Source organism: Lichenicoccus sp., from assembly GCF_965276875.1.
Lineage (GTDB): Bacteria > Pseudomonadota > Alphaproteobacteria > Acetobacterales > Acetobacteraceae > Lichenicoccus.
Map to the genome: position 1 here is coordinate 1559593 of NZ_OZ255701.1, position 15166 is coordinate 1574758.

At 64.5% G+C, this 15166-nt stretch carries 11 protein-coding genes; all 11 read right to left on the reverse strand.

Translation table 11 applies throughout. The features are described 5' to 3' along the window. Positions 1-96: 96 nt before the first annotated feature. The 11 genes from ACQY4K_RS07595 to ACQY4K_RS07645 all read right to left on the reverse strand — a co-directional run bounded on the left by ACQY4K_RS07595 (position 97) and on the right by ACQY4K_RS07645 (position 15158). Positions 97-576, reverse strand: coding sequence for a YaiI/YqxD family protein (locus tag ACQY4K_RS07595; protein WP_428394852.1), 480 nt, complete (start codon positions 574-576; stop codon positions 97-99). Further along, entirely contained in the window at positions 573-1103 is a 531-nt protein-coding gene (locus ACQY4K_RS07600; protein WP_428394854.1) for a gluconokinase, read from the reverse strand. Before ACQY4K_RS07600 ends, ACQY4K_RS07595 begins: the two co-directional genes overlap by 4 nt. Beyond that, on the reverse strand, positions 1100-1795 hold the full coding sequence (gene rpiA / locus ACQY4K_RS07605; RefSeq protein ID WP_428394855.1) for a ribose-5-phosphate isomerase RpiA: 696 nt from the start codon (positions 1793-1795) through the stop codon (positions 1100-1102). Before rpiA ends, ACQY4K_RS07600 begins: the two co-directional genes overlap by 4 nt. After that, entirely contained in the window at positions 1785-2510 is a 726-nt protein-coding gene (pgl, locus tag ACQY4K_RS07610; RefSeq protein ID WP_428394857.1) for a 6-phosphogluconolactonase, read from the reverse strand. The genes rpiA and pgl overlap by 11 nt, the downstream gene beginning before the upstream one ends. Next, positions 2507-3319, reverse strand: coding sequence for a Cof-type HAD-IIB family hydrolase (locus ACQY4K_RS07615; protein WP_428394859.1), 813 nt, complete (start codon positions 3317-3319; stop codon positions 2507-2509). The genes pgl and ACQY4K_RS07615 overlap by 4 nt, the downstream gene beginning before the upstream one ends. Then, a complete protein-coding gene (locus ACQY4K_RS07620; protein ID WP_428394861.1) occupies positions 3316-4170 on the reverse strand; it encodes a Cof-type HAD-IIB family hydrolase in 855 nt (284 codons plus the stop codon). Before ACQY4K_RS07620 ends, ACQY4K_RS07615 begins: the two co-directional genes overlap by 4 nt. Continuing rightward, the gene (gene zwf / locus ACQY4K_RS07625) at positions 4167-5696 is read right to left on the reverse strand and encodes a glucose-6-phosphate dehydrogenase (protein ID WP_428394863.1); all 1530 of its coding nucleotides are present in this window, start codon (positions 5694-5696) and stop codon (positions 4167-4169) included. The genes ACQY4K_RS07620 and zwf overlap by 4 nt, the downstream gene beginning before the upstream one ends. A gap of 3 nt (positions 5697-5699) precedes the next feature. Next, on the reverse strand, positions 5700-6728 hold the full coding sequence (gnd, locus tag ACQY4K_RS07630) for a phosphogluconate dehydrogenase (NAD(+)-dependent, decarboxylating) (protein ID WP_428394864.1): 1029 nt from the start codon (positions 6726-6728) through the stop codon (positions 5700-5702). 93 nt (positions 6729-6821) lie between these two features. Next, positions 6822-9695, reverse strand: a complete 2874-nt coding sequence (locus ACQY4K_RS07635) for a bifunctional transaldolase/phosoglucose isomerase (protein ID WP_428394866.1) — start codon at positions 9693-9695, stop codon at positions 6822-6824. 1 nt (position 9696) lies between these two features. Then, positions 9697-11805 (reverse strand): transketolase, encoded by a 2109-nt coding sequence (gene tkt / locus ACQY4K_RS07640; RefSeq protein ID WP_428396021.1) that lies wholly within the window; start codon positions 11803-11805, stop codon positions 9697-9699. 215 nt (positions 11806-12020) lie between these two features. Further along, positions 12021-15158, reverse strand: a complete 3138-nt coding sequence (locus ACQY4K_RS07645) for an efflux RND transporter permease subunit (RefSeq protein WP_428394868.1) — start codon at positions 15156-15158, stop codon at positions 12021-12023. Positions 15159-15166 lie beyond the last annotated feature (8 nt).

The following is a 15166-nucleotide window of genomic DNA, read 5'->3' on the forward strand; positions in this document are numbered from 1 at the left end:
AAGAGTAATCATCACAACCGTGCGGATTGTGACATTGTCAAGACACTATACAAATCCCCAATGTTGGATTTAAGCCAACTCTTTACTTTGTTGCCGTCAGCCGCGCGAGGCCGCACCGGGTATGGGCGCCGGGGCAGCCCGCCGCGCGCGATTGACCGCAAGATCGAGTGCGGACAGGAAAATAGAGCGGTCCTTGCCGGAGAATGGCCGTGGGCCGGAGGTCACCTGCCCGGCCGATCGCAACCCGTCCATCAGATTTCGCGTGGCCAGCGCCATGCCGATCGCGTCCTGGTCGAACAGGCGTCCGGTCGGGGCAAGCGCGATCGCGCCGCCTTTGACGCAGCGCGCCGCCAGCGGCACGTCGGCGGTGACCACGATATCGCCGGCGCCGGCGCGTTCGGCAATCCAGCCATCCGCCACGTCCGGGCCGCTCCCGACCACCATGCGTTCGATCAGCGGTGCCGCGGGAATTGCAATCAGGCTGTTGGAGACCACGACGACACGAACCTGGTAGCGCGTGGCCACGCGATAGATCTCGTCCTTGACCGGACAGGCGTCGGCATCGACATAGATCATGGTCCGGAGTCGAGCTTTTTCAGCGCGGCGATGACGTCGGCGACCGTCGCCTCCACGGTGCGCTCCACTGGCACGATGAGCGCCGGCTCATCGCGTGTCGGCTCCTCGAGCGTCGCAAGCTGGCTCGGCAACAGCGAGGGCGGCATATAGTGGCCGCGTCGCTCATCAAGGCGCGCGCGCAGCACCGCCTCGTCGACCTTCAGATACAAAAACAGCAATCCCGCGGCACCCTCGCCGAGCCGGACGCGGTAGGCATGCTTCAACGCAGAACAGGTCAGTAGGCCGCCGCTGCCGGCATCGAGCCTCTCCTTGATCCAGACCGCGCAACGATCAAGCCAGGGGCCGCGGTCTTCGTCGGTCAGCGGTGTGCCGGCGGCCATCTTGGCGACGTTCTCGGCGGAGTGGAGCTGGTCGCCCTCCTGGAACGGCCAGCCGAATGCATCGCGCAGGCCCTCGGCGATGCTGGTCTTGCCGGAGCCCGAGACCCCCATCAACACCAAGACGCGCGGCCGCACGGCCTCGTTCATTGCGGCCGATACTCCACGATGCCGCCCTCGCCCGCGACGATGGCGAGCGTCGCCCGGCCGATGAATAGCCCGCTCTCGATCACGCCGACGATTTCGCCGATCTGTCGTTCGAGTGCTGCCGGCTGCTCGATGACGCCAAACCGGCAATCAAGGATCATGTTGCCGCCATCGGTGACAAACAGAATGCCGCCGCGATTGCGTCGTGGCGTAACCGCCGCACCCAGCCTACCGAGTTGCAGTGCCGCACTCTCCCATCCGAACGGGCTCACCTCGACCGGCACAGCGGTATGTTCACCGAGATGATCCACCAGCTTGCGGTCGTCGGCGATGATCACCAGCCGACGACTGGCCGCGGCCACGATCTTCTCACGCAGCAACGCGCCGCCCAGTCCCTTGATCAGGTTCAGCGAACCACGCTCGATCTCGTCGGCACCGTCGATGGTGAGGTCGATCTCGGGATGGTGCGCGAAATCCGAGAGTGCGATGCCCACACCACGCGCCTGCTCGGCACTGCGCTCCGAGGTCGGGATGCCGACGAACTGCAAGCCCTGGCGGACACGTTCGCCGAGGGCCGCGATCACGAAGGCAGCGGTCGAGCCGGTCCCGAGCCCGACCACCATCCCATCCTCGACCAGCGCCGCCGCGGCCAGGCCCACCTGGCGCTTGAGGTCCGCTGCCGGATCATCCGTCACGGGCGGCCGCCTGGTCGAGCACCCAGATCAGTTCACCCTCGGTGGTAATATGCGAGGCCGGCTGCGCCGGGTCGCGGGCTCGTACCTTGCCGAGCACATCGCGCTTGCCCTCTCCGGTGACCAGGAACAGCACATGCGCGCTGCTGGCGATGGAGGGAAAAGTGAGCGTCAGCCGCCGGTTCGGCGCGTCGTGCGGCACGCAGGTGCCGACCCACGCGGTACGCTCCTCCAACACGGCGGTGCCCGGAAACAGCGAGGCAGTATGGCCGTTCTCGCCCAATCCCAGCAGCACCACATCGAACAGCGGCCGGCCCGGCTGTAGCGTATCGCTGCCATAGGTTGCACGCAGGTCGCGCTCGTAGGAGCGCACGGCCTCCTCAGGATCGCCTTCCGACGGCATGCGATGCACGCGCTCGTGCGGCACGTCCACCTTCGAAAGCAGCGCCTCGTTGACCATACGATAGTTGCTCTGCGCGTCCTGCGGCGGCACGAAGCGTTCGTCGCCAAAGAACAACTCGGTGCGCGACCAGGGAAAGCGCGTGGCGAACTCGGCGGTGGCGAGGATTTCATACAGTCGCTTCGGCGTCGATCCTCCCGACAGCGCCACCACGAACTGGCCCTGCTTGGCCTCCGCCTGCTCGGTCAGCCATTCCGCCACCCGATGCGCCACCGCTTGCGGGTTGGCCAGCACCCATTCGCCGCTGTCGCTGCTCACAGCACCACTCCCTCGTCACCGAGCACGAACCGCTCGATGGCCTTGGCGAAGCCTTCGTCCTCGGACGAGGCGCTGACATGAGTGGCGGCCTGCTTGACCTCGTCGCTCGCCTGACCCATCGCGATCGAAAGCCCGCTCTTGCGAAACATCAGCACGTCGTTGGGCTGATCGCCGAGGGTTGCAATCGAGTCCGGCGCGATCCCCAGCATCCTGGAAAGACTCTCGACAACACCGCCCTTGTTCGCGTCGGGGTGAGTCACATCGAGATAATAGGGCTGAGAGCGCGCCGCGGAGGCGCTGTCGCCGAGTGCGCGTTGCACGTCGTGTTCGCACCGCACCATCAGATCGAGATCGTCGCTGACACCGACGATCTTAACCGCCGTATCAAGGGCGTGGCCGAACTCAGACGCCTGTTTGGGTGGAAATTTGACCGTCCACTCCTCGCGCGCGACATGCGGCCCCTCGACATCGGGGACCAGCCAGTCCTCACCGCTATACACCCACACATCGACCTTATGCTGCTGCAGCGCCGCCACCGTCCTGTCAGCGACGTCGCGCGGCAGGGTCTTCGCCTCGATGAGACTGAGATCGGGTTTGACGAACATCCCGCCATTGAAGCCGGCGATTGGCTCGGCGATGTCGAGGGGGCCGATCACCATCTGCATGCCCTTCGGCGGACGGCCGCTGGTAATGGCAAAGCGGATGCCCCGCCGCTTGAGTTCGTGCACGGCGCGAACCGCTCGGTCGGTGAGGATTTTTTCCTTGGTCACCAGGGTGCCATCGACGTCTGCGAGCACGAGCGAGATCATGGCAGAGTTCCTTTGCTGCGCGGCAGGATCAGCTCTTCGACCGCCCGCGCCCAGCCATCCTGCTCGTTCGATGCCGTAACGTAGTGCGCGGCTTGTGCAACCTCTTCCGTCGCATTGCCCATGGCAATCGCCAGGCCTGCCACGTTGAGCATCGCGATGTCGTTGCTCATGTCGCCAATGCAGGCCATCTCGTCGGCAGAAACCCCGAGCAGTTCAGCCAGACGCAAGGCCGCGTTGCCCTTGTTGGCAGCCGGGTGGGTGACGTCGAGATAATAAAGCTGGGAGCGGTGCGCATTGACCTGATCCCCCAGCATGGTCTGGAGATTGATTTCGACGCGCTCGAGCAGGTGGCTGTCCGCCGTCGATCCCATGATCTTGCCGACATGGTGGTAATGGCCCTCGAAGTCGGAGACCAGGGTCGGCTCGATCTGCACCGCCCGTCGCTCCTTCTCGACATAGGCGCCCTGGGCATTACGCACGAGCCATTCGCCGCCGGCGAACAGCCAGGCCTCGACATGATGCTCGTCGAGCGCCTCCACGACCCTTCTCGCGGCATCCGGATCGAGCGCGATCTGGGCGATGACGCGGCCGTCGGGGTCGAGGATCTCGCCGCCGTTCAGCCCGGCCCGTGGCGTGTCGATAGCCAGCGGGCCGATGAACATGTCCATCCCGCGCGCCGACCGGCTGCTCACCAAGGCGAGCCTGACACCAGCCTCGCGCAATGCCTGCACCGCGCGCAAGGCCCGCGGCGTCACCTGCTTGGCGGACGTCACCAGGGTGCCGTCAATATCGGAGACCAGCAGTCTGATACGCGGGCTTGCACCGGCTCTCTTCTCGACGAGGCCGCTCATGACGTCAGCCTCAACCAGTGGCGGCCGTCTCGCGTCAGCAACGCGTCGGCGTCATCCGGGCCGGCGCGACCCGCGTCATAGAAGCGCAGATCGCCCATTCCGTCAGCCCACGCATCAAGGGCCGGCTGCACCACGTTCCAGCCAGCCTCGACATTGTCGGCGCGCTGGAACAGGGTCGCATCGCCGATCAGGCAATCATAGATCAAGGTCTCGTAGCCGGTGCTGGGACCTTCCTGGAACCAGTCGGCGTAGTCGAACTTCATCCGCACGCCGCCGAGTTTGACCACGGGGCCCGGCATCTTTGCCGAAAACTGCATGGTCACACCTTCGCTCGGCTGTATTTGCAGCACCATGATGTTCGGCGTCAGCTTGTCCACCGGGGTGTCGCGGAACAGCGCGTAGGGCGCCTGCTTGAAATGTACCGCGATCTCGGTCTTGCGTTGCGTCAGCCGCTTGCCGGTGCGCAAATAGAACGGCACTCCCGCCCAGCGCCAATTGTCGATGTTGAGTTTCAGCGCGGCAAAGGTTTCGGTGCCGGAGTCGGGCGAGACGTCCGGCTCCTCGCGATAGCCGACCATCGGGCGTCCGGCGATCGTGCCCGGGGTGTATTGGCCGCGCACCGTGTCGCGCCAATCGAGCTGGTGGGTTGCCACCATCACCTTGGACTTCTCGTCGCGCACGGCATCCGCGTCGAACGAGGTCGGCGCTTCCATTGCCACCATCGCCAGCAACTGCATGATGTGGTTCGGCACCATGTCGCGCAATGCGCCGGTACCCTCATAGAACCGGCCGCGCCTTTCGACGCCGACGGTCTCGGCGGCGGTGATCTGCACATGGTCAATATTCTGGCGGTTCCAGAGCGGCTCAAAGAAGCCGTTGGAGAAGCGCAGCGCCAGGATGTTCTGCACGGTCTCCTTGCCGAGATAATGATCGATCCGGTAGATCTGGCTTTCCGCAAGCGAGGCGCGCAGCTTGACGTTGAGTGCCCGCGCCGAGGCCAGATCCGAACCAAACGGCTTTTCGACAACGACCCTGCGAAACTGTCCGTCCTCACGGGTCAGTCCGGCAGCGTCGAGTTGCGAGACGATCGTGCCGAAGAACCGTGACGCAACGGCAAGATAATAGACGCAGTTGACTGGCCCACACAGCACGTCGAGTTGCTTGTAGGTCTCGGCGTCATCAAAGCTGCCGCGCAGATAGGAGACGCGTCGATCAAGCCAGTCCCAGGCCTCCTCCTGGAGCGTGACGGCGTTCGCCTTACGCTGAGCGACGAACTCGCGCATCGTCTCTTCAAGCTGATCGCGCAACGCTTCGGTGGTGAGCTCCGCCCAATCGACCGCAACGATACCGAAATCATCGTCGAGCAAGCCCGCGCAGACGAGATTATAAATCGCCGGGATCAGCAGCCGGCGGGTCAGATCGCCGCCGCCGCCGAAGATCACCAGACGACAGGGTGGACTTGGCTTCGGCCTGGTGGGGTCGTCTTCTTCGCGATCCTGAAGCTGTGACTCGAGCGGGGCATCCATGCCTCAGCCCTTGACCTCGGAAACCTCACCGCCGTGTTTCTTCTCCGTCAGATGCTGCTCGACATGGCCGCCGAACTGAAAGCGCATCGCCGAGAGCATCTTCTCGGCAAAATTGTTGCCGGTGCGGCTGCGGAAGCGCGTGAACAGCGACGCGGTCAGGACCGGCGCCGGCACCGCTTCCTCGATCGCCGCCTCGATGGTCCAGCGGCCCTCGCCGGAGTCCGCGACCTGGCCGGTATAATCCGACAACGTTTCGTTTTTCGCCAGTGCCGACGCGCACAGATCCAGCAACCAGGACGAGATGACGCTGCCACGACGCCAGACTTCGGCGATATCGGGCATGTTCAGGTCGAAGCGCTCAGTCTCGGGCAGATCGTGCGAGTTCTTGTTGCGCAGCACATCAAAGCCCTCGGCGTAGGCTTCCATGATTCCGTACTCGATGCCGTTATGGACCATCTTGACGAAATGCCCGGCGCCGGCCGGGCCGCAATGTAGATAGCCCTGCTCGGCGCGCGCATCGAGTGCGGCACCACGATGCGGGGTACGCTCGATCCCGCCAAGCCCTGGTGCCAGCGCCGAGAGGATCGGGTTGATGTGCTCGACTGCGTCCGCATCACCGCCGATCATCATGCAATAGCCGCGCTCCAGCCCCCAGACACCGCCGGAGGTCCCGACATCGACGTAGTGCATGCCTTTCTCACGCATCGTCTTTGCGCGCCGGATATCATCCTTGTAGTAGCTGTTGCCGCCATCGATGACGATGTCGCCCTTGGTCATCAATCCGCACAGGGTTTCGACCGCCTGCTCGGTGATCGAACCCGCCGGCAGCATCAGCCATACGGTTCGGGGGGCGGTGAGCTTGCCCACCATGTCGGCAAGGCCGGATGACGATATGCTGCCCTCGGCGCGACCACCGATCTGGGAGACCATGTTCGGGTCTCGATCGTAGAGCACCACCTGATGCCCATGACGGGCCAGTCGCACCGATATATTGCCGCCCATCTTGCCAAGGCCAACGACGCCGATCTGCATGTGCAACTCCTGCAAGGAAAAAGGCTCAGCGTATCAGTATGCTAGGGCACCTTGGACCCAGACGAAGCTGTTCGCTTTGTCTGGGTCGGTGCACTAGGCGACAGCATCCGCGATGGCGTGTCCCAGCCTGTCCAGGCCGGCTTGCAGGTTGCCCTTGATATGCACCCGCAATGCCCGACGCCCACGCTCGGCCAACACGTCGAAATCACCGCGCGCCTGCGCCGCCTTGACGATGCCGAATGTGAATGTCTCACCCGGAACCGGCAGGTCCGCGGCGTCATCGGCGGTGATCTGCAGAAACACGCCGCTGTTCGGGCCACCCTTGTAGGCCTGACCGGTCGAGTGCAGAAAGCGTGGTCCGAACTCGGCGCAGGTGGCGAGGTGCGTGGCATCCCGGATAGCAAGCCGGGCGGTCTGAATCCAGGCGCGAGTCGCCTCATCACGCTCGATATAGGCGAGCAACGCCACGTAATCTCCCGGCTTGGCGCGCGCGAAATGCGCCTTCAACACCGCATTCAGCGTACCACCTCCAAGTGCCCTTGCATTGGCAGGATCGGCAAAAACGCTGAAGTCGCCGTCCGAACCGAACGCCTCCTCGCCGGGCAACGTGCCGGTGTCGTTATAGGCGTCGGTCAGCTTGCGGGTGGCGATCTTGCTGGCCTCGACATCGGGCTGGTCAAAGGCATCGATGCCGATGATCGATCCAGCGACCGCGGTTGCAAACTCCCAGTGGAAGAACTCCTGGACGATCTGCAACGGTGAGGCGAGCGCGATGGTGACCACCGGTTGGCCGGCCTGCTTCAGCGCGGCAATGGCGGCGTCCTGCGTCGGGTCGGCGGAATCGTTCAGGCGCAGATAAGCGAACACACGATCGGCGCCGTAATGCGCCGGCGAGGCCAGGGTCTCGCCATCGATGGGAATTAGACCATGACCGTTCTTGCCCGTGGATTCCGCCATCAACTGCTCGAGCCAGGCGCCCATATCGGCAATACCGGGCGAGGCGGCGATGGTCACCTTGTCGCGCCCGTGTTTTGCACAAACGCCCAGGAAGGTGCCGAGCTGCACACCCGGGTTCTGCAGCGGCGGTGAGCCGGCGCCGCACGCATAGGCCATGCGCTGGCCGCATTCGAGGAACTCACGCAAATCGATGCCGGCGGCAGCGGCCGGAACCAGGCCGAAGTTCGACAGCACCGAGTAGCGGCCGCCGATCTGCTTATCGCCATGGAAGATCTTCCAGAACCCGTCCTTCCTGGCCACATCCTCCATGTGCGAGCCTGCATCGGTGACCGCGACGAAATGGCTGCCCGCCTTGTCCGCGCCCACAGCGTGCGACATCTTGTCGAAGAAATACGCCTTGAGGATGTTCGGCTCGAGCGTGCCGCCGGACTTCGAGGAGACGATCACCAGGGTTTGGGCGAGATCGACCTTGGCCGCGAACGAGGCCACCTGTTGCGGGTCCGTGCTGTCCAGCACATGCAGCGACGGAAACCCGCCGCGCTGGCCGAAGGTCTCCGCCAGCACTTCCGGACCGAGGCTGGAGCCGCCCATGCCGAGCAACAACACATGCGCGAAACCGCGCTGCTTGACCTCATCCTGGAAGCTGGTGAGTTCGTCCAGCGCCGACAGCCGCTCGTCGATGATGCCGAGCCAGGCCAGCCACTTGCCCTCGTCGCCATTGGTCCAGACGGCGGCGTCGCGGTCCCAGACCCGACGCACGGTGCCGTCCTTGCGCCACGCCTCGAGACTGTCCTTGAAGGCCGCGTCCAGGGGTTCCGGCAGGCTGATCTCGGTATGGGTCAGCCGATCGCCGGCGAGCGTCATCTGCTTGGCCGCGACCGCGCCGAGAAGCTGATCGAACGCGTCGGCAAAGGAATTTACACCGTCCGCCACCAGCTTGGCGGTCACACCGGGCAGATCGAGGCCCAGCCGATCGGTCTCGGCGAGAACATGCTTGGCTGCATCGACATCCTCGATCAGCGCGTTGCGGGCCACGCCGTGGTCGCGGAACGCATCCATCGTTGCCGGCGGCATGGTGTTGACGGTGTCCGCGCCGACCAGCTCCTCGACGTACAGCACATCGCTATAGGCCTTGTCCTTGGTCCCGGTGCTGGCCCACAGCAGGCGCTGCGGATTGGCGCCGGCATCGGCCAGCTTCTTCCAGCGTGGACTCGCCGAGACTTCAAGATAATGCTGGTAAGCGAGCTTGGCGTTGGCGATGGCGACCTTGCCGCGCAGCGATTTGAGCGTGGCGGAATCCGGATCATTGCGACCTAGTCGAGCGTCGATCTCCTTGTCGATCAGCCCGTCGATACGACTGACGAAGAACGAGGCGACGCTGGCGATCTTGTCGATCGGCTCGCTTTTCTGGTGGCGCGCCTCAAGGCCCTGCATGTAGGCCTCAAGCACCTTCTTGTAGGCCTCGATCGAGAACAGCAACGTCACGTTGATGTTGATGCCTTCGGAGATGAGCGTGCGGATCGCCGGAACGCCTGGCTCGGTACCCGGCACCTTGACCATCAGGTTGGGGCGCCCGACTGTCTTCCACAGACGACGCGCTTCGACGATGGTTGGCTCCGTATGCAGGCCGAGATAGGGGGAGACCTCCAGGCTGACATAGCCATCAAGCCCACCTGTCTCGTCCCACACCGGCTTCAGCACTTCCGCGGCCGTACGGATGTCGTCGATCGCCATCGTCTCGTAGAGGGTACTGACCTCGGAATTGCCGGCGGCGACGAGTTGCTTGAACTGCTCGTCATAGTCGGTGCCGTGCCCCATCGCCTTTTCGAAAATCGACGGGTTCGAGGTCACGCCCTTCAGCCGGTCGTCCCGGATCAGGGCGGCCAGCTTGCCCTCCATCAGGAACGACCGCTGGATGAAATCGAGCCAGGGCGATTGCTTGAATTGCTCCAGCGCGCGCAGGGGATTGTCGGTCTGCGACGCACCCGGCGTCTTCTGCACGACGTTCATGTCACGCCTCCCCTCTTGATTTCGCCATGTGTGATTTCGCCTGCTTGCGCGCCTCTTCAAGCACGCGCTCGGGGGTGAAGCCGAACTTCTCCTGCAACGCGCTCAACGGCGCCGAGGCCCCGAACGTACGCATCACCACCATGCTGCCTGTAGCGCCCGCGTAGCGGTCCCAGCCGAGTGCCGCCGCCTGCTCGACCACCACCCGGCCGGTGACCGCGGGCGGCAGCACGCTGTCGCGATAGGCCTGGCTCTGCTGCTCGAACAACTCCCAGCATGGCATCGAGACGACCCGCGCACGGGTGCCCTCGGCCTTCAAGGTTTCATAGGCCCCGACCGCGAGGGCGAGTTCGGTGCCGGTCGCCATCAGGATCACTTCTGGCGTGCCCTCGCAGTCGGCGAGCACATAGGCACCCTTCGCCAGACCCGACGCCGGCGCGTACTTGCTGCGATCGAGCGTCGGCATCGGCTGACGGCTCAAGGCCAGCGCCGCCGGCTGCTCCTTGAGCGGCAGCACCAGGCGCCACGCCTCGGCCACTTCGTTGGCGTCGCCCGGCCGGATCGTCAGCAGCCCGGGGGTGGCACGCAACTGCGCCAGCTGCTCGATCGGCTGATGCGTCGGTCCATCCTCGCCGACACCGATGCTGTCATGTGTGAAGATATAGAGAACCGGCAGCTCCATGATCGCCGCGAGCCGGATCGGCGGCTTCATGTAGTCGCTGAAGATCAGAAAGCCGGAGCAGTAGGCGCGCATCCCCGACAGCGCGATGCCATTGCAGATCGACCCCATCGCATGCTCGCGCACGCCGAAATGCAGGTTGCGGCCGCCGTAATTCGATTGCTCGAAGCTGCCCGCACCCTGGAACTTGAGATCGCTCTTGGTCGAGGGGGAGAGGTCGGCCGCACCGCCGATGAGCCAGGGGAGGTTGGGGGCAATCGCATTGAGCACCTTGCCGGAGCTCTCGCGCGACGCGACCCCTTTCGCGCTCGCCTCGAAGGTCGGGATCTCGCTATCCCAACCCTCGGGAAGCGTGTGCTCGTTGATCATGTCGAGCTCGGCGGCGAGTTCGGGATACTCCGAACGGTAGCGCGCGAACAGCGCATCCCAATCGCGTCGCAGCGCCGCACCCCGCGCACCGACGCCCGCCGCGAAATGCTCGCGCACGCCATCAGGCACGTAGAACTGCTTGTCTTCCGGAAACCCGTAGGCGCGCTTGGCGCCCTTGACCTCATCGGCGCCGAGCGGCTCGCCATGCGCCTCGCGGGTGCCCGCCTTATGCGGCGCGCCATAGCCGATGGTGCTGTGCACGACGATGAAGCTCGGCTTGTCGGTGATGCCGCGCACCGCGTCGAGGCGCGCGCGGATTGTCGCCGTGTCGTTGGCGTCCGGCACCTCGGACACCGCCCAGCCGTAGGCCTCGAAGCGCTTATGGGTGTCCTCGATGAAGGCGAGCGACGTGGATCCCTCGATGCTGATCTGGTTGCTGTCGTAGATCCAGGTCAGGTTCGACAGGCCGAGATGGCCAGCCAGGGAGGCCGCCTCGCTGGCCACGCCTTCCATCATGTCGCCGTCGCCGCAGAGCACATAGACATGGCTGTCGAACAGCGTGAAACCCGGCTTGTTGTAGCGATCGGCCATCCATTTCGCCGCCATCGCCATGCCGACGGAGTTGCCGCAGCCCTGTCCGAGCGGGCCAGTCGTGGTCTCGACGCCGGAGGTGAAGCGGTATTCCGGATGGCCGGGGGTCTTGCTGCTCATCTGCCGGAACTGCTTGAGGTCGTCCAAGGTCAGTGACGGCGCATTGTGCCCGTCCTTGGCAGTCGCATCCTCATTGACCTCGATGACGCCAGCCAGATAGATCAGCGAATACAGCAGCATCGACGCGTGCCCGACCGACAGCACAAAGCGATCGCGCCCGGGCCAGCGTGGCTCGGCCGGATCGTAGCGCAGCACTTCCTGCCACAGCGTGTAGGCGACCGGCGCCAGACCCATCGGCGTACCCGGATGGCCGGAATTGGCCTTCTGCACCGCATCCATCGCCAGCGTGCGGATGGTATTGATGCAGAGCTGATCGATCCCGCCGGTCGGACTGCCGCCGCCATCAGGCGCCATCACGAAAGCGGTCCGCGCACGGTGATCCGTCATTGAACGCATGAAAACCCGTCCTCCGTGGTCGATTGCACGTCACGTCAACGCGCTGCCCCGCTCGGAGTGGCAACGCACCGCGCCATCCGGGGCCACCGCGAAACCGGTCCACCCGCTATCACGAAACTTCGACGGTGCCTATCCCGACGCAACCGGACCTGGCGGAGGCGGTGAGACCGCCGTCAGCGATGCTTGCGCTCGGTGCCGATGCCCAGCTTGCGATGAAACCACTCGCGACCGGTCTGGCAGGTGACATAGAGCATCGGGATGATGAAGATACCGATGCCGCTGGCTGCCAGCATGCCCGCGAACACGGGAGTTCCTACGTCGCGCCGGCTCAGGGCCGCCGCCCCGGTCGCCGTCACCAGCGGCAACAGGCCGAGAATGAACGCAAACGACGTCATCATAACCGCGCGGAACCGCATATGCGCGCCCTGCTCTGCGGCAGCGCGTATGCTCTCTCCGGCGTCGCGCCGCTCCATCGCGAATTCAACGATCAGGATGCCGTTCTTGGCCGACAGCGCGATCAATACAACGAAGCCGATCTGAGCATATAGATCGAGCGACAGCCCGGTGAGGTAGATGCCGATCATCGCGCCCAGGATGCCGACCGACACCGACAGCAGCACCGCCACCGGAATGATCCAGCTCTCATAGAGGGCCACCAGGAACAAGTAGGCAAACAGCAGCGACATCGCCAGGATGATGGTGGTCTTGCCGCTCGCCTGGACCTCCTGATAGGCGGTGCTGGTCCACTCGAAGCTGTAGCCGGACTGCAGCGTCTTTTTCGAGATCGCCTGCATCGTCGCGAGCGCGGTTCCGGACGAGACCCCGGGGGCCGCGCCGCCGTTGATGGTGATCGCGCGGTAGTTGTTGTAGCGCGTGATCGCCTGCGGGCCGGTGACGATCTTGAGCGTGGCCAGCGCGCGCAGCGGCACGGTGCCGCCGGTGTTGTTGCGCACATAGATCTGCCAGATGTCGTCGATGCTGGAGCGATCGCGCGCCTCGGCCTGCACGTTGACCTGCCAGATACGCCCAAACTCGTTGAACTGATTGACATACACGCTGCCCAGCGTGGCCTGCAGGGCGGTGAAGATGTCGTTGATGTTTACACCGAGGGCGTTCGCCTTTACCCGGTCGATATCCAGATAGAGCGATGGGTTGGTCGCGGTGAAGGTGGAGAACACCCGCGCCAGGGCGTGATTGCCATTGGCGGCGGCAATCAATCCGCGCGCCTCGGCGCCGAGTTGCGTCGGCGACTGTCCCTGCAGCGCCTCGAGTTCGTACTGGAAGCCGCCGGCGGGCGACAGGCCAATGATCGGCGGCAGATTGAACGGAAACACCGTAGCCGCCCGGATCGCCTGTGACTCGCCGAAGACGCGTCCAATCAGCGCCTTGACATGGGTGTCCGCCGCGGTGCGCTGACCGAACGGCTTGAGCCGGGTGAACACGAAGCCGACATTCGGTTCCTGGACACCGTCGAGGAACGAGTAGCCGATGACCGCGAAGGTGTGCAGCGCCCCCGGCAATGCCGCATCCATCTTCTCGACCTTATGGATCACCAGGCTGGTGCGCGCCACGGACGCCCCGTCCGGCAACTGCACGTTGGTAAAGAAGCCGCCCTGGTCCTCCTCGGGCAGGAAGCCGAGCGGCAGCGTCGTCTGGATCAGGACCACGCCGACGCCGCAGAGCACCACCGCCAGCACGCCGCCGATGGCAAACCGGACGAGCTTGCCGACGGTGCGGGAGTAGCCGTTTCGGGTGTGGTCGATGCCGTTCAGCACCCGGCCCATGATCCCGCGCCGCTCGCCGCGATGGCGCAGAAACACGCCGCACAGCGCCGGCGACAGGGTCAGCGCGTTCAGCGCCGAGATCAGCATCGCCGCGATGATGGTCACCGCGAACTGCTGGAACAGCACGCCGGACAGTCCGGGAATGAAGGCGATCGGTATGAACACCGACAGCAGCACCAGCGTGATGGCAAGGATCGGGGCGGTGATCTGAGTCATCGCCTTGCGCGCCGCTTCGGGCGGCGTGATCTCCGGCTCCTCCTCCATCACCCGCTCGACATTCTCCACCACGACGATGGCGTCATCGACGACCAGGCCGATCGCCAGCACCATCGCCAGCAGCGAGACGGTGTTGGCGGTGAAACCTAGCGCCAGCATGATCGCGAACGCGCCGATCAGGCTCACCGGCACCGCCACGGTCGGAATGATGGTCGCGCGCAGGTTGCCCAGGAACAGGAACACCACGATGACGACGAGGACGAACGCCTCGGACAAGGTCACCAGCACCTCGTGCACGGTGGCCCGCACGAAATCGGTGCTGTCGTAGGTGACGTTGTAGGTCAATCCTGGGGGAAAGCGCTGCGCCAGATGCGTGAGCACTCCCTTGACCGCGGTCGCGGTCTGCAGCGCGTTGGCGCCGGGAGACAGATAGATCGCCAGCGCCACCGAGGGCTTGCCGTCGAACCGCGACTCCGAATCCAGGTTCTCCGCGCCGAGCGCGATCCGTGCGACGTCCTTGAGCTTCAGGGTGGACCCGTCCGGATTGGCACGGATGATGATGTTGCCGAACTGCGCGGGTGTCAGCAGACGCCCCTGGGTCTGCACGTTGAGCTGGTATTGCTGGTTGGGTCCGGTGGGGCGGGCGCCGACGCGGCCAACGGCGGCCACCGTGTTCTGCGCACTGATCGCGTTGATCAGGTCGCTCGGCGCCAGGTTGAGCTGCGCCAGACGGGCATTGTCGAACCACACGCGCATGGAATATTGCTGCCGCGACAGCAGGGTCGCCTGGCCAACGCCGAGCGTGCGGGAAATCTCGTCGATAATGTTGATCGTCATATAGTTGGCGATGAACAGCGTATCTAAATTCGACTTCGGACTGAAGAAGTTCACGAACATCAGGATCGCCGACGATTGCTTCTTCACTGTCAGGCCCTCCGCCTGCACGGTCGCCGGCAACTGCGCATTCGCGGTCTGCACGCGGTTGAGCACGTTGACCGTGTCGATGTCGGCATCGCTGCCGAGCTCGAAGCTGACGGTCAGCCGGTAGGAGCCGTCATTGCCGCTATCCGATGTCATGTAGATCGACTTGTCGACACCGACGACCTGCGCCTCGATCGGCTGCGCCACCGCCTCTTCCACGACCGCCGCCGAGGCACCCGGATAGGTTGCATTCACCTGCACCTGGGGCGGCACGATGTCGGGAAACTGCGCCACTGGAATGCGCGTCAGCCCGACGGCACCGGCCAGGGTGATGACGATGGCAATGACGATCGCCAGCCGTGGCCGGTCGATAAAGACTCCGGAGATCATTGTGCTAT